The organism is Rhabdobacter roseus (assembly GCF_014202275.1).
Classification (GTDB): domain Bacteria; phylum Bacteroidota; class Bacteroidia; order Cytophagales; family Spirosomataceae; genus Rhabdobacter; species Rhabdobacter roseus.
This window is the reverse complement of record NZ_JACHGF010000003.1, coordinates 863076-878649: the sequence shown is the minus strand read 5'-3', so window position 1 is coordinate 878649 and position 15574 is coordinate 863076. Positions and strand designations below refer to the sequence as shown.

14 protein-coding genes are annotated in these 15574 nt (G+C 58.6%); 10 read left to right on the top strand and 4 right to left on the bottom strand.

Going from position 1 to position 15574, the window contains the following annotated elements; all coding sequences use genetic code 11:
• Positions 1–31 precede the first annotated feature (31 nt).
• The 10 genes from HNQ92_RS13495 to HNQ92_RS13450 all read left to right on the top strand — a co-directional run bounded on the left by HNQ92_RS13495 (position 32) and on the right by HNQ92_RS13450 (position 10243).
• Positions 32–940 (top strand): Gfo/Idh/MocA family protein, encoded by a 909-nt coding sequence (locus tag HNQ92_RS13495; RefSeq protein WP_246440098.1) that lies wholly within the window; start codon positions 32–34, stop codon positions 938–940.
• Positions 937–1713 carry an SDR family oxidoreductase gene (locus HNQ92_RS13490; RefSeq protein WP_184174536.1) on the top strand — a complete coding sequence of 259 codons (777 nt, stop codon included), beginning with the start codon at positions 937–939 and terminating at the stop codon, positions 1711–1713. The genes HNQ92_RS13495 and HNQ92_RS13490 overlap by 4 nt, the downstream gene beginning before the upstream one ends.
• Before the next feature lie 2 nt (positions 1714–1715).
• Entirely contained in the window at positions 1716–2507 is a 792-nt protein-coding gene (locus HNQ92_RS13485; RefSeq protein ID WP_184174535.1) for an SDR family oxidoreductase, read from the top strand.
• A gap of 219 nt (positions 2508–2726) precedes the next feature.
• Complete coding sequence (locus tag HNQ92_RS13480) at positions 2727–3110, top strand: Rid family detoxifying hydrolase (RefSeq protein ID WP_184174534.1); 384 nt, start codon at positions 2727–2729, stop codon at positions 3108–3110.
• 15 nt (positions 3111–3125) lie between these two features.
• The gene (locus HNQ92_RS13475) at positions 3126–4100 is read left to right on the top strand and encodes a 3-hydroxyacyl-CoA dehydrogenase family protein (protein ID WP_184174533.1); all 975 of its coding nucleotides are present in this window, start codon (positions 3126–3128) and stop codon (positions 4098–4100) included.
• Between the two features lie 3 nt (positions 4101–4103).
• On the top strand, positions 4104–5414 hold the full coding sequence (locus HNQ92_RS13470) for an aspartate aminotransferase family protein (protein WP_184174532.1): 1311 nt from the start codon (positions 4104–4106) through the stop codon (positions 5412–5414).
• A 61-nt stretch (positions 5415–5475) separates the two neighbouring features.
• On the top strand, positions 5476–6444 hold the full coding sequence (locus HNQ92_RS13465; RefSeq protein WP_184174531.1) for a 3-hydroxyacyl-CoA dehydrogenase NAD-binding domain-containing protein: 969 nt from the start codon (positions 5476–5478) through the stop codon (positions 6442–6444).
• Positions 6445–6616: 172 nt separating this feature from the next.
• Complete coding sequence (locus tag HNQ92_RS13460) at positions 6617–7699, top strand: dipeptidase (RefSeq protein ID WP_184174530.1); 1083 nt, start codon at positions 6617–6619, stop codon at positions 7697–7699.
• A 58-nt stretch (positions 7700–7757) separates the two neighbouring features.
• Positions 7758–9131 carry a neutral/alkaline non-lysosomal ceramidase N-terminal domain-containing protein gene (locus HNQ92_RS13455; protein ID WP_184174529.1) on the top strand — a complete coding sequence of 458 codons (1374 nt, stop codon included), beginning with the start codon at positions 7758–7760 and terminating at the stop codon, positions 9129–9131.
• Entirely contained in the window at positions 9128–10243 is a 1116-nt protein-coding gene (locus HNQ92_RS13450; protein ID WP_184174528.1) for a D-TA family PLP-dependent enzyme, read from the top strand. The genes HNQ92_RS13455 and HNQ92_RS13450 overlap by 4 nt, the downstream gene beginning before the upstream one ends.
• Positions 10244–10249: 6 nt before the next feature.
• Here HNQ92_RS13450 and HNQ92_RS13445 read toward each other — a convergent pair whose 3' ends face one another.
• The 4 genes from HNQ92_RS13445 to HNQ92_RS13430 form a co-directional block, all read right to left on the bottom strand.
• Positions 10250–11116, bottom strand: coding sequence for an AraC family transcriptional regulator (locus HNQ92_RS13445; RefSeq protein WP_184174527.1), 867 nt, complete (start codon positions 11114–11116; stop codon positions 10250–10252).
• 396 nt (positions 11117–11512) lie between these two features.
• On the bottom strand, positions 11513–11770 hold the full coding sequence (locus HNQ92_RS13440; RefSeq protein WP_184174526.1) for a hypothetical protein: 258 nt from the start codon (positions 11768–11770) through the stop codon (positions 11513–11515).
• A gap of 114 nt (positions 11771–11884) precedes the next feature.
• On the bottom strand, positions 11885–13036 hold the full coding sequence (locus HNQ92_RS13435; protein ID WP_184174525.1) for a PepSY-associated TM helix domain-containing protein: 1152 nt from the start codon (positions 13034–13036) through the stop codon (positions 11885–11887).
• A 5-nt stretch (positions 13037–13041) separates the two neighbouring features.
• Positions 13042–15402, bottom strand: a complete 2361-nt coding sequence (locus HNQ92_RS13430; RefSeq protein ID WP_184174524.1) for a TonB-dependent receptor — start codon at positions 15400–15402, stop codon at positions 13042–13044.
• Positions 15403–15574: the final 172 nt, after the last annotated feature.

Sequence of the window (15574 nt, the reverse complement as noted above, 5' to 3'; positions counted from 1 at the left end):
CAAACGGATGATCAACATAGGCATAGTAGGCATGAGTCCCGGTAATGCGCACCCGTATTCGTGGTCGGCGATTATCAATGGGTACTTCGACGCCGAGGAAATCAGACGCATCGGCTACCCGGCCGTAGCTACCTACCTGGAGGCCAACCGCGATACGCTGGGCCTGCCCCAGGCACGCGTGACCCACGTGTGGGCGCAGGAACCGGAAGTGGCCGAGAGCATTGCCCAAAGTACCCGCATTGACTACGTGGTGGAGCAACTCGAAGACCTGGTGGGGCAGGTCGATGCCGTCATCCTGGGGCGCGACGATCCCGAAAACCACGTGGCGATGGCCCGGCCGTTTCTGGAGGCGGGGGTACCTATCTTCGTGGATAAACCGCTGGCCATCACTAAGCCCGACCTGGCCTACTTTGCCGAGCAGGTGGCGCAGGGGAAATTCCTGATGTCGTGCTCCTCGATGCGCTACGCCAACGAGTGCCGCACGGCCAAAACGGAGCTGGCGGCACTGGGGAAAATCGAGCTGGTGACGGCCGTGGGGAAGAAGGACTGGAACAAGTACGGCGTACACCTGCTGGAAGCCATTTTTGCGCTGCTCGACGACCCCACGCCCGTGTCGGTACGGCACGTGGGCCAACCTACCAAAGACATCGTTCACCTGGAGTTGGCCGGTGGTGTGCAGGTGGTGGTGAGCCTTTTCATGGACATTGCCCCTACCTTTCAGCTCTCCGTGTTCGGGCAGCAGGGCTGGCGGCTGGTCGAGATCAAAAATTCTTACTCCATGTTCCGCGACAACATCATCGAATTCATCCGGTCGGTGGAGGAGGGGCAGTCGCGGTTGGATTTTCAGAAAACCAGTGCCATCATCCGGACGGTCATCGGTGCCAAAGAAAGCCTGGAGCAGGGCGGCGTGGTGGTCGATTTAACCCAAAGTACCCTATGAACGTAAAAGACCTACTGAGCCTGAAGGGCAAGATCATTGTCGTGACCGGCGGCTCGGGCAACTACGGCCGCTGCATGGTAGAAGGCCTGGCCGAGGCCGACGGTACCGTTATCACCACGTCGCGCAACCTGGCTACGGCCCAGCAAACCGCCGAGGAATTCCGGGCGCAGGGGCTGGACGTCCACGCCCTGCCGCTCGACCAGGGCGAGCCCGCCTCGGTACGGGCCTTCAAGGCAGCGCTGCAAAGTACCTTCGGGCGGCTGGACGTATTCGTGAATAACGCCGTGTCGCGGCCCATGAAAGGCTACCACGCACCGCTGGAGCAATTCGACGAATCCATGCGCGTAAACGCCACCGGCATGGTGGATCTGCTCCGCGAAATGACCGACCTCATCGTGCAGAGCGGCGGCGGGAGTGTGATCAACATCAGCTCCATGATGGGCATGTTCGGGCCCGACCTCTCCAACTACGAAGGTACTTCGATGGGCGATTTACCGCCGGACTACTTCTTTCACAACGCCGGGCTTATCAACCTGAACCGCTACATGGCCCAGATGCTGGCCGGGAAGAACGTCCGCTTCAACTGCATCAGTCCGGGGGGACTGTTCAATAACCAGCCGGAGGCTTTCCTACACAATTATTGCAAGAAAGTACCCCTGCGCCGCATGGCCAACCGCGACGACATCAAGGGGCTGGTGGTGCTGCTGGCGTCGGAAGCGGGGGCCTACATCAACGGTGAGAATATTCTAATGGATGGCGGCTTAAACGCTTGATGATGAAAAAGTTATTCATAGATACCTTTGGCTTACAGGGCAAGCACATCTGGGTGGTAGGCGGAGCCGGGTACCTGGGGCAGGCCACGGTGCGGCTGCTGGAAGCCGCCGGGGCCGAGGTACTTTGCGCCGACCTGGAAGACCGTGCCGCCGACTTCGTGGCGACGGCCGAGCTGGCACCCAACGTAACCCCCGCTACGCTGGACGTGCGCCAGGGTACTTTGGTGCAGCAGTTTGTGGCCGAGCACACGGAGCGTCGGGGCGTGCCGCACGGACTGGTCAACCTGGCGTTTGCCTCCACGGGCAAAACCTTGGAAGCGCTCACCGAGCAGGACTTCGACGAGGTCAATCACGGCGGCCTCACCAGTACTTTTATGCTGGCCCGGGCGGTGGGGCAGGCGATGGCGGCGCAAGGCCGGGGTAGTATCGTACTGTTTTCGAGCATGTACGGAGCCGTCTCGCCCGACCCGGCCGTGTACCACGCACCCATGCACAAAAACCCCATTGAGTACGGCGTAGGCAAGGCCGGGATCATCCAGATGACCCGCTACCTGGCCGTGCACTGGGGGCGGCAGGGCGTACGCTGCAACTGCATTTCGCCGGGGCCGTTTCCCAGTCCGGCGGTGCAGCAAAAGGAGCCCGACTTCGTGGCGCGCCTGGCGCAAAAAACGCCTCTGGGCCGCGTAGGGCAGTCGGCCGAAATCGCCGGAGCGGTGGCTTTTTTGCTGTCGGAGGCGAGTACCTACCTCACCGGCCAAAACCTGCCGGTAGACGGCGGCTGGACCAGCTGGTAAGGTACTTGGGGCGGATTTTTTGCGGATAGTGCCGGATTAAAAAATAGTATTACAAATCCAAACGATAGTAGCAGAAGGCGGTGGGAATGGAGGGTACTTTTGTTGGGTACGATGGGCGGTTGAATGGCGGTTTTTGGACCAAAGTACCTTTCGTGAAATGCTTCTCTACTGGGCTAAAAATGAATGTATAAAAGTACCTTATAATGCGTAATTAACACTATGAAAAAAATAGTTCATCCCGACCGCGACCCCGCCTTTGCCACCGGTGCCTACTCCGACGGCGTGCTGGTAGACGGCTTCCTGTTTGTGAGCGGGCAGGCTTCGGTCGACTTCAAAACGTCCGAGTTTGTGCTGGGTACCATCGAAGAAGAAACCACCCGTACCCTCGACAACATCAAGGCCATCGTGGAAGCGGCGGGGGCCAGCATGAGCCAGGTGGTGAAATGTACCGTGCACCTGGCCGACATCGCCGAGTTCGACCGCTACAATGTAGTGTACGCCACCTACTTTCCGGGCATCAAGCCCGCCCGCACCACGGTGCAGTCGGTGCTGGCCGAGGGCATAAAGGTAGAGATCGATTGCATCGTCAAACTAACGACTTAATTTTTTCTTAGGAAAATGAAGAAAGGAAATCCACACGAAATCAGCGTAGGCGTAGTGGGGCTGGGGCTGATGGGGAGCAGCATCGTGGTGGCGCTGCTGCTGGCGGGGCATCGGGTGGTAGCCATCGCTCCCCTTCCCGAAGATAAAAACCTCGGCCCCAAGCGTATCAACGAGTACCTGGCCCAATGCGCTCAGTCCGGGATGCTGGCGGCCGCACCCGCCAAGTACCTGGCGCAGCTAACGGTAACGGACGACTACGCCCAACTGGCCGACTGCCGCCTGGTGCTGGAGTGCGTCATCGAGAAGCTCGACGTGAAGAAATCCGTTTTTTCTAAAATAGCCACCTACCTAGCCACCGACGCCATCATTGGCAGCAATACGTCGGCCATTCCCATCAGCACGTTGCAGCAATACGTGCCGCAGCCCGAGCGTTTTCTGGGGATTCACTGGGCCGAACCGGCCTACCTCACGCGCTTTCTGGAAATTACCTGCGGCCAGCAAACCACCCCCGCCAACGCCGAGTGGGTGCTGGAGCTGGCTCACCACTGGGGCAAAGAGCCCACGCTGCTGCGCAAGGACGTGCGGGGCTTCATCACCAACCGCCTGATGTACGCCGTCTACCGCGAGATTTTTCATTTGATTGAAAACCAGAAGGCCACCCTGGAGGACGTCGATAAGGCCTTCCGCTATGATGCGGGCTCCTGGATGACCCTGATGGGGATCTTCCGCCGGATGGACTACCTGGGCCTGGCCGACTACGCCGAAATGCTCAAAACGGCCTTCCCGCAGCTCAGCACCACCGACCAGGTACCCGCGCTGATGCAGCGCATGGTCGACACCCACGCCCGCGGCGTGCAGAATGCCCGCGGACTGTACCCCTACACCGAGGAAGAGGCCCGGCAGTGGGAGGAGGCTTTTGCCCTATTCAACCAGGATATTTATCATTTGTCGTCCAAGTACCCCGTGCGTCCGCTGGGGCGTAACGCTTAACCTATGGAACCGAATCATCACTACGCGCAGTCCGCTGCCCTGCTCGAAAGAGCCAAAAAAGTACTGGCCGGGGGCGTTTCCTCCGAGTTCAGGAAGTATAACCACCCGCACGCTATTTTCTATACGCACGGCCAGGGTAGCCGGATCTACGACGTAGACGGCAACGAGTACCTGGACTTTACGTTGAGCCAGGGGCCGCTGATTTTGGGCCACTCGCATCCGCACGTGTTGCAGTCCATTAATGAGTACTCGGCGCAGGGGCAGCTTTTTGCCGGACAGCACCTGAAAGAAATTGAGCTGGCCGAAAAAATGAACGCGCTCATCCCGTCGGCCGAGCTGATGCGGTTTTGCCTGGATGGCTCCGAAGCCGTGCAGACGGCCCTACGGGTGGCGCGGGCCAAAACGGGCCGTCAGAAGTTTTTGCGCTTCGAAGGCCACTACCACGGCTGGCTCGACAACGTCTGCTGGGGCATTTCGACGCCCTCGGCCGACGCCTTGGGCAGTCGCGAGCAGCCCCAGGTCTACCCCTGGACCCAGGGCTTGCCCGAGCGCGTCACGGAGGAGTTTTTGATCCTTCCCTGGAACGACCTGGCGCTGGTCAGGAAGACCGTAGCCGAGCACCACCAGGAGCTGGCGGCCATCATCACCGAACCCATCATGTGCAACAACGGCTGCGTGCTACCCCGCGAGGGCTTCCTGCAAGGCCTCCGGGACATTTGCGACGAGTACGGCATCGCGCTCATTTTCGACGAAGTCATCACGGGTTTTCGGGTATCGCTCGGGGGCGCGCAGGGGTACTTTGGCATCACACCCGACCTCTCCATTTTTGCCAAAGCCTTTGCCAGTGGGTACCCCATCAGTGCCATTGTGGGTAAACGGGAATGGATGCAGCTCATCGAGGAAGCCAAGGTGATCCACGCCGGTACCATGAACTCTGGCAACGCCACCGTGGCCGCGGCGCTGGCGACCATCGAGGTACTGGAGCAGGAGCAACCCTACGAGCGCCTTTTCCGCTACGGACAAAAACTCATGGAGGGCCTGCGACAGGCCGCCGCCGAAACCGGCCAGAACCTGCGCGTCGAGGGCCTCGGCCCGATGTTCAACACGGCCTTTGCGGATACCGCTGCGACTACCTACGAGTACCGCGACACGCTCAGTTTCGACAAGGCCAAGCTCGGACGCTTTGTGGCGGGAATGCACGACGAGGGCGTGCGGGTGATTGGCCGGGGACTGTGGTACATCAGCGCCGCGCATACCGAAGCAGACATCGAACGGGCCATCAGCACGGCCCGGAAGGTACTTGAAAAAATGTAAGAAACCGATAACCGGAGTGTTAGATCTGGCTATCTAATTGAATTGAATCATGGTTGGCGCAATGCGGAGGAATAACCGGGAATACGAACGAGAGCCTATCCTGGTAGCAGGAACCGGAAAATTGGCTTGCAGCGTGGCTGTGTGCCTGGTGCAGGCCGGGCACGAGGTAACGCTGCTCACCGAGGCAGCGCCCGAAGCGCACCGGCTGTGTACCACGCACGTTGAAGACCTGCGCCGGGAAACCGCCGCCGAGCCCGTGCGTACGAAGCTACGCATCCTAAGTACCCTGGCGGAGGCGTCGGGTTTTGCCCTGGCCATAGCCCTGCCCGGCGAAAGCCTGGCCGCGAAGCAGGCGCTTCTGACTCGTCTGGAGGTACTTTTGACGCCGACGGCTACCCTGGCGCTGGCTACCGAAAGTACCCCCCTGCCTTTGCTGCAGCAGCAGGCCCGCTACCCGGCCCGGATCGTGGGTGCCAACTGGGTGGAGCCCGCGCATACCACCTGCTTTCTGGAGCTGGTCAGCAACGAGCGTACCGACCCGGAGCGGGTGAAGTACCTGTATGCTCTGGCCCAAACGGCCTGGAAAAAAGATCCCTACCACTTATCCCACGGCGAGGGGATACGCTACCGGCTGGTGAGTGCCCTGGTACGCGAAGCGTTTTATTTGGTGGAAAATGGGTACGCTTCCGTGGAGGACATCGACCGTGCCTGCCGCAACGACGCGGGCTACTACCTGCCCTTTGCCGGTAACTGCCGCTACATGGACCTGATGGGTACCTACGCCTACGGCATGGTAATGAAGGATCTCAATCGGGAGCTCGCCAACGACCAGACCGTCGCGCGCTTCTTTACCGAGGTACTTGCGCAGGGCGGACGGGGCATGGAAAACAACGCGGGTTTGTATACGTATCCCGAAGGCGAAGCAGCGGCCTGGGAAGAAACCTGCCGGACGTTCAGCTACCAGATCCAGCAACTCATGGAAAAGTACCCCTTTCACTACCAGGAAGCCGAAGTACCCCTGAACCCTTAGAAGGTGTTCGAGTTATTAATTTAATAGCGAAACGAAGGACTTTTGAGCGAAACGAGGTACTTTTTTCAGCGCGTAGCCGGAGGTTACGTGCTGAAAAAATAACGAAGGTGCAGCCAAAAAGACAAAGGTGCAGCTTAAAGAAACTAATTCGAACACCTTGTTAACCCACCGCATGAAAAAGCGATTGATCGTCGATGCACACCTGGACCTGGCTATGAACGCCCTGGAGTGGAACCGGGACCTGAGCCAGCCGCTATCCGAGATCCGGGCGCGCGAAATGCACATGAAAGACAAGCCCGACCGGGGCAAAGGTACCGTATGCCTGCCGGAGCTCCGGGCGGGGCGGATTGGTCTGGTGGTAGCTACGCAGCTGGCCCGCTACACGCCGCCCGGCAGTGCGCTGGCGGGCTGGAACTCGCCCCAGCAGGCCTGGGCCATGACGCAGGCGCAGCTCAGCTGGTACCGCGAAATGGAGGCCCTGGGCGACATGGTACAAATCACGGATCTGCCTGAGCTGGAGGCGCACCTGGCGCTGTGGGACGACGAAAGTACCCCCGACGCGGGCAAGCCCGTGGGCTACATCCTGAGCCTGGAAGGAGCCGACTCGCTGGTGGATGTGTCGTACCTGCACCGCGCCTACGACTACGGCCTGCGGGCCGTGGGGCTCTCACATTTCGGGCCGGGTCGCTACGCGCCAGGTACCCGCCTGGAGGGAAGCATCACGCCGCTGGGTCGGGAATTGCTGCGCGAAATGGGTGCCTTGAACCTGATCCTGGACGTAACGCACCTCACCGACGAGGGCTTCGAACAGGCGCTGGACAGCTACCAGGGCCCGGTTTGGGCCAGCCACCACAACGTGCGGGCCCTCGTGCCCAACCAGCGGCAGCTCACCGACGAGCAGATCAAACGGCTCATCGGGCGCGGGGCCGTCATCGGCGGCATGCTCGACTGCTGGGCCATGGATATTCGGTTTATCGATACCATTTCGGACCCCTGGCAGCTCAACATTCGACTCGAAAACCTGGTCGACCACTGGGATCATATTTGCCAACTGGCCGGGAACAGCCAGCACGTGGCTATCGGCAGCGACCTGGACGGCATCTTCGGTACCGAGCAGTCGCCCTGGGACCTAAACTCCATCGCCGATCTGCAAAAGTACGAGGCCATCCTGACCCGCCGGGGCTATACCGACCAGGACATCGACAATATTTTTCACGCCAATTGGCTGCGCTTCCTACGGCGGGCCTGGCGCTGAGAGGGTACCTGGTGCGGCCCTTTTATCCTATAACGACCCCTGAACCCCACTTCAACTCATGAGCAGTAACGATTCCTTCCGGGCCGGTGCGGCGAAGGTAGACATCACCCCGCCGCTGGGGACGATCATCAACGGCGACTTCGTGACGCACTACGCCCGTTACGTGCACGATCCGCTGTACGCCAAGGCGCTGGTGCTGCAAGACTCAAAAACTACCCTGGTGCTGGTGGTGGTGGATATTTGCGTCATGCCTCAGGATTTCCTGGACGACGTCAAAGCGCGCATCAGGGCGCGCACGGGTATTCCCGCCAGCCATATCCTGATTTCAAGTACCCATACCCACGCCGCCGGGTCGGTGGCCGACGTACACCTGGTGGGCGCGGACCTGGGCTACCGCCAGAAACTACCTCCGCTGCTGGTGGAGGCGGTGGTGCGGGCGCAGGAAAAGCTACGTCCCGCGCGCGTGGCGTTTGGGGCCGTAGAAGTACCTGAGCACGTGGTTTGCCGGCGCTACTTCATGAAGGAGGGCTACGCGCCCTTCAATCCCGTGACGGGCGGGACGGATGCCGTCAAAACCAACCCGCTGGGCGCGGAGGCCTACATCGACCGCCGCGCCGCCAGCCCCGATCCGCAGCTGGGCTTCCTGGCCGTGCAGGGTACCGACGGGCGCTGGATTAGCCTGCTGGCCAACTACTCGCTGCACTACGTGGGCGACTGGGAGAACGGCACCATTTCGGCGGATTATTTTGGTGAGTTTTCCCAACAAATACAACAAAAACTGGGAGCCGACGACGACTTCGTGGGCATGATGAGCAACGGCACCAGCGGCGACGTCAACATCTGGGACTTCGTGGACAATAGCCGCTACCCGACAGGGTACTTTGAAAAGAGTAAACGCATCGCGGCCGACCTCGTGGAGAAAGTAGCCGAAGCCTTACCGCAGTTGGATTGGCAAAGTACCCCCCAGCTGGCCGCGCTCACCGACAAAGTACCCCTGGCTACCCAGAAGCCTACGCCCGAAGAGCTGGCCGCCGCCCGGCAGGTCGTTGCCGATAGCCAGTACGAAGGCCTTACGCCCGACGAAGCGGGCCTGCGCAAAATCTACGCCCGTGAGCAGGTACTTTTGGGCGAATTCCCCGATACCACCTCCGGCCCCGTGCAGGTACTTCGCATCGGCGACGGGGTGATCGGCGGCTTGCCCGGTGAATTTTTTGCCGAAACGGGCCTGTGGCTGAAAGCAAGTACCCCCAGCCCGCACTACTTTACCATTGGCCTGGCCAACGGCAACCTGGGCTACGTACCTCCGGCCCACGAGCGTGAGCGCGGCGGCTACGAAACCTGGCGCTGCCGGATCAGCTACCTGGAGGCGGGGGCCGAAGAGAAAATGCGCGAAGTCCTGCTCCAATTGATCCAAACCCTATACACTGCATGAACGAACCCGCCGCCTGGTACCTGATCCAGAACCTGGACGAGCTCGACACGCCCGCGCTGGTGATCTACCCCGAGCGGGTACGGGAAAACATTGGTCGGCTAAAAAGCCAGATCGACGACCCCGCCCGCCTGCGCCCGCACGTCAAAACCAACAAGTCGGCCGACGCCACGCGGCTGCTCCTGGCGGAGGGGATTCAGCAATTTAAGTGCGCGACCATCGCCGAGGCCGAAATGCTGGCCCAAGCCGGTGCCGCCGACGTGCTGCTGGCCTACCAGCCCGTGGGCCCGAAGGTCGGTCGCTTTTTGGAACTGATCGCCAGGTACCCCCGCACGTACTTTGCCTGCCTGGTCGATCACCTACCGGCGGCCGAGCGGATTTCCGAGCAGGCTACTCTGCGTCAGCTTCGGGTACCGGTCTACGTAGATCTGAACGTAGGCATGAACCGCACGGGCATCCGGCCCGGTGCGGAAGCCGTGGCGCTGTACGAAGCCTGCGCGCAGCTACCGGGCGTAGAGCCGGTGGGCCTGCACGCCTACGACGGCCACATTCACGAATCGGACCTGGATGAGCGCCGACGGCGCTACGAAGCGGCTTTTGCGCCCGTGGATGCTATGCTGGGTACCTTAGGCCAAAAGGGGTACTTGCCGAAACTCGTGGCGGGCGGTACGCCTACTTTTCCGTTTTTGGCGGCGCGGGGTGATGCCGTGTGCAGTCCGGGTACTTTTCTGTATTGGGACAAAGGGTACCAGGATTTGTACCCCGAGCAGGATTTCCTGCCCGCGGCGCTGGTACTGGCACGGATCATTTCCCGGCCCAGCCCCCGTACCCTCTGCCTCGACCTGGGCTACAAGGCCGTAGCCTCCGAAAACCCGCTGGACCGCCGCGTCTTTTTCCTCAATGCGCCCGAACTTAGGATGTTGAGCCACAGCGAAGAGCACCTGGTGGTGGAGGCGCGTGAAGGCCACAGCTACCAGGTGGGGGAGGTACTTTACGGCCTGCCGATCCACATTTGTCCCACCTGCGCCGCCTACGAACGCGCCCTAACGGTGGAAAACGGCTGGGTGAATGGGCAGTGGGAAATCACCGCCCGCGACCGCCGCATCGGCGTGTAGCGGGCGCTAGATCGCCAGCGTTTTGCGGTAGATGGTGGGCGTCATGTTCTTGAATTTCTTGAACTGACGGTTAAAATTGGCCAGATTATTAAACCCGCATTCGTAGGCTACCTCCACCACGTGGCGGTCGTTTTCGGCCAGGAGCTTGCAGGCGTGCCCGATCCGGACGGTGTTGAGGTACTCCACAAACGTAACCCGGTACTGCTCCTTGAAAAAGTTACAAAAGGCCGTAACGCCCATGCTGGCCACGGAAGCGATTTCGGGCAGGCTGATGTCCTGGTCGAAGTTCTGCATGATGTACTCCGTCACTTTGCGGAAGCGGTCCGAGGACTCGTACTGAAAATTCTGCACAAACTTGGGGCTTGCCAGCAGGTCGTACTCCTGGGTATTGGCCATGATGTCGAAGATCGTCAGCAGCGTCGAGAGCCGCTGAAGGCCGTTCATCGGGGGCATTTGCTTGAGCAGGGTGTTGATCTTCCTGCGCGTGCGGCCTTTGAGGGCCATGCCCCGCTCCGACAGCCGAAGTACCTTCCGGAATTCCTCCATTTCCGGGACGGACAAAAAATCCTGGCCCAGGAAATTATCCAAAAAATGGACCACGATGGCGTCGGCGGGGTGGGTAGCCTGGCCGCTGCTGTACACGGCGTCGTTGACCCATACGTGGGGCAGCATGGAGCCCATAAAAACCAGGTCTTCCTCCTCAAAGTACCCAATGTGGTCGCCCACCATGCGTCGGCCGGTACTTTTGGTCACTAATACAAATTCATACTCGGGATGGTAGTGCCAGGGGCAGGGAAAAAACTTTCCGGTTTCCTGAAACACAATGAAAGATTTGTCAAAATCCTTCGGCAGGCGGTATTCAATGGCTTTCATGACGATTTTTTATAGGCGCAAAGAAATTACAATAAATTTCATGAACCATCCTACTTTGTGAAAAATAGTATCAGCATTGTGTGGGAAAGTATAGTTTGGTTGCGGAGCGCTCCCTGTGCGCAGCCGGACGATCCTGGGGGTAGTACCAGGTAAAAAAAGCCCGTAATAAGGGTACCTGGTAGCGCTCGAAGGCTACATGGTACCGCAGAAGCCGGTAGGTTGCTCAGCCTGAGAAGGTACTTGAGAAAATGAAAAGGCTTTACTCATCGTCATTAGCCTCTGAGGACTACTTCCGCAGCGTTCTACGCCCAGAAAAAGGGAAGGATTTTGCGCATTAAGACGCAACGAGGTTTGTCCCCCAACGATATGGTGGGGGACAAACCTCAGCAGAGGTACTTAAAAGCGTCGGCTTGACTTAGCTCCTGCTCTTAGAAAGTACGATTTTTTAATGGCTTTCTTCGCTTCGGAAATGGCTTCTTGGGAGGTACTTGCGGCCAGGTAGAGTTCGTAATCGGGATTTTGCAAAGGAACCGTCCGGGTGCTTACAGAGGAAGCGGGGTACTTTTTGGAACCACTTTCCTCCTGGTAGAGGGTAGTTTTAACCTGGTAGCCCATCCAGCTCCATTTCATTTTTACAAAAAATAATTTTTCCATGGCTTAGGTAAAAGATTAGGTAGGCATTAGGAGTTGCCTTGTAGTCAAGCAATAACGTGATTATACGTTTAGAAAGTATCTTGACTGGTGTATTGACCAAAAAGAAAGCTGACGTTAGGCATTTACAACAGCCCGTTTACGGGCCACCGGCGCGCGCTTACGGCGGCCCCACCAGATCAAAAAGCCTGTAACGGGCAGGCTCGCTACGACGAGGCTACAAAAAAAGGCCAGTATTTTGCCGGGTAGTCCCAGGATGGCTCCCACGTGAATGTCGTAGTTCATCCGAAGTACCTTGTCGGCCAGTTGAGCGTCTTTGAGCCTGCCGTAGATATGCTCCACGGGTAGTTCGGCCAGCGTATACTGGTCGAAGTAGCGGTAGTCGATTTGCCAGAAGGTACGGGCGTCAGCATTGGCGTTGGCGGCGATGGCAGCCGTATCGCTGTCAGGTACGTGGACTTCCAGGCGCTCGGCCCGGGGGTACTCGCGCTGCATGAGCAGCCACACCCGGTCGATGGCCGGTACCTGCTCCGAAGCGGCCTCGGAGCGGCTTTTGTCCGAAACGGGTTCCTGGTACAAAAGGGGTTTTTCACCGCCCAGGCTAGCGTGAAGGCCCTGCGCTACCCACTGAAACCCCCACACCAGGCCCGTCAGGGTGAGGATGACCGCGATCCAGGAAGCATAAAAGCCCAGGACGTTGTGCAGGTCGTAGTTTTTGCGCTTCCAATTCAGCGTAGGTTTCCAGCGGAGCCAAAAGCGCTGCTTGGCGGCCGCTTTGTTTTTGGGCCACCACAGCACGATGCCCGACACCAGCAGCACCGCAAACAGCAGCGTGGCGGAAGCCACCAGCGGCTGTCCGATCTGCGGCGGCAGCCACAGGTAGTAGTGGCCCATCAGCACGATCCGGAAAAAGTCGGCGTCCATGTCTTTTACCCTAAGTACCTCGCCGGTATAGGGATTCAGGTACACGCTGTAGTAATACGAAGGCTCAAAATGAAAAAAAATGACCTGCGCGGCCTTTCCCGGTTGTCCGTACTCCACGGCGTGCAGGTGCTTGTCGGGGAGTTGTTTTTCGGCAATGCCTTTGAGCACCGAGGGAGGCAGGTAGGCGGCCTGCTGCGGCTCTACAAATCGGTAGGGCTGGGTGAGGTCCTGGATCTCGGCCTGAAAGGCGTACAAGCAGCCGGTAATGGCGATGATAAACACCACCAGCCCGGTACTAAGCCCGAGCCAGAGGTGAATCTTTCCGATGATTTTTTTGAACGTCATATCAATCAAAAGCGGTAGCTGATGGAGAGGCGGGCGTTGCGTCCGGGCTCCGTTTGCCAGTAGTAGGTACTTCCGTAGGGAGCGCCCGAGTACAGGTACTCGTTGAGCAGGTTATTGACATTCAGCGTTACGCCAAAGGTGGGAGTCTGGTACGATAGTCCGCCGTCCAGCCGGAAGTAGTCGGGCAGGGCATTTTGGGAATTATCGAAGATGTACCAGGATGAGCGCCCGGCCTGGTACTGGTAGCCCAGCGAAAACTTCAGCCCCTTGAGGGTACTTTGCGGAAGGGTGTAGGAGATCCAGGCGTTGTGGATGTGCCGTGTTGCGCCAGGTACCTGGTTGCCCACCACCGACTCGTCGGAGTCTTTGGTGATCTGGGCGTCGGTGTAGGCATAGTTCAGGATCAGGTCCAGGTGGGGGAGTAGCTCGCCTTTGATGTCGGCTTCCACGCCTTCTACCTGCTGCTGGCCGGTCTGGCGGCTGAACACAAACTGCCCGGTGGTGGGGTCGGGATGTTGGGTGTCGGTGGTCAGCACGTTGTTTTTGATGATGCGGTAAGCGGCGAAGGTGGAGTTCCAGCGGCCCCCGAACCAGTTTCTTTTAAAGCCTACTTCCAGGTTGTTGCCCGTGATGGGGTCAAAGCTGCGGCCCTGCCAGTCTCGGCCGGGGTTGGACACAAACGCCTGGTCATACACGAAGTAGGCCGAGGTTTGTTTGTTGATGGAGTAGCTCAGTCCGGCGCGCGGCGTAAACTTGCTGTCGTCGGTAGAGGGATTGTACGGGTTCATGTCTTTATGGTGCGTAAAGCGTCCGGCCAGCGTGAGGCGGAGTTTGTTTTGGAACAAACCGATTTCGTCCTGCGCGTAAAAGGAACTGTAGCTGGTATTGTAGCGCACGCCCCGCTCGCGGATGTTCAGGCTGCGGTCCCAGACGGGAATATCCGCCGCCGCCACGGTACCATAGACCGGGTTGTAGATATTGAACGTACTGTCGCCCAGAGCCGCGCCCTGGTTCCAGTCGGCGTAGTAGTCTTTCTGGCTCATGTCGATGCCCCCCAGCAGGTTGTGGCTAATGCCGCCCGTCTGGGCACTACCGTTCAGGAAGATCTGCCCGGTTTTGGTCATGCCCAGCGCGTCCCAGATGCTGATGCCCCGTTGCATCGAGCGGTTATCTACCTGGGAGATTCCCCAGGGCCAAATACTCTGCCCCACCTGGTCGTAGTTGAAGTAGGCCATTTGGGCGGTGAGCTTCCATTTTTCGTTAAAGAAATGCTCAAAAATACCCAGGATGCTCTGGTCGTTGATGCGGCTGGGGGCCAGGTTGGCTTCGGCCGTGGTGAAGTTGCGGGGCAAATCCGCGTAGCCGCGGTTGGAGAAGGCGTAGTTGCTCCCGATGACGCTCATTTCCGAAAACTGGTAGGTATACTCCAGCGTCAGGGCGCTTTTCTCGTCGATGAGGTACTTGATCACGGGTACCACCGAATAGCGGTTGTTGTACTCAAAGTCGCGGTGCGATCCTTTGAGCTGGCCCATCAGGTTGAGGCGGTACAGCAGTTTTCCGCTTTTGGAAAGTTTGCCGTCCAGGTCCAGGGTGGTGCGGTAGGTATCAAAACTACCCAGCGAAAACGAAGCCTCGCCCTTTTCAATACCCGAAGGTTTCTTGGTCACGACGTTGTAGAAGCCACTCGGCTCGCCGTTGGCCAGCATAAAGCCCGCCGGACCCTTCACAAACTCGATGCGTTCCACCATGCTCATGTCTTCGGCCAGCGGCCCCCAGGGCATCTGCACATTCATGCCGTTGCGGAAAGCCGTGATCTGCGCGCCGCGCATGTAGATGAGCGCGTAGTTGTCCCAGTGCTCTACCTTCTGGGCCCCGCTCACGTTACGCTGAATCCCTTCGAGCATGTCAAAAACCTGCTGATCGGCGATGATCTGCCGCCCGATGACTTGGATGTTTTGCGGGGTTTCGAGAATGGGCGACATCAGCCGCAGCGATTTGGAGGTGTAGTCGGCCTTGTACTTGTTGGCGTTGGCAAACACGATCACTTCCTGCAGCTGCCGACTGTTTTCTTTCAGCGTAAAATGAATGGTTCGGATCTCGCCTTCGCGCAGGGCCACGGTTTCGCTTTGGGCTTGCAGGCCAATGAAGCTGGCCGTTAATACGTAGGTACCTTCCGGTAAGTTGGTAAAGCTGTAAGAGCCATCGGCTTGGGTCGTCGTCCCCTGCTGGGTACCTTCCAGCAGCACATTGACATATCCGGCGGGCTGGCCGTCTTTTGAAGTAATGATGCCTTTGATTTGCCCGGATTGTGCCAGCAAAAGGGTACTTGTAAAACATCCCAACAGGACGAGTAAAAAGCCTTTCATGTATACTTATTTATTTAGATTAATTAAAAATAATGGCGCAAATGTAGATGGGGATTTCCTACAAGTCAAGCATTATTTAGAAATAATATAAATAAGTTTTTTTGAAAGTACTTAGAAGGAGAAATCAAGTACCGTGACGGCCTAGATGGCAGCTGTGGTAGCAGGGGGGAGG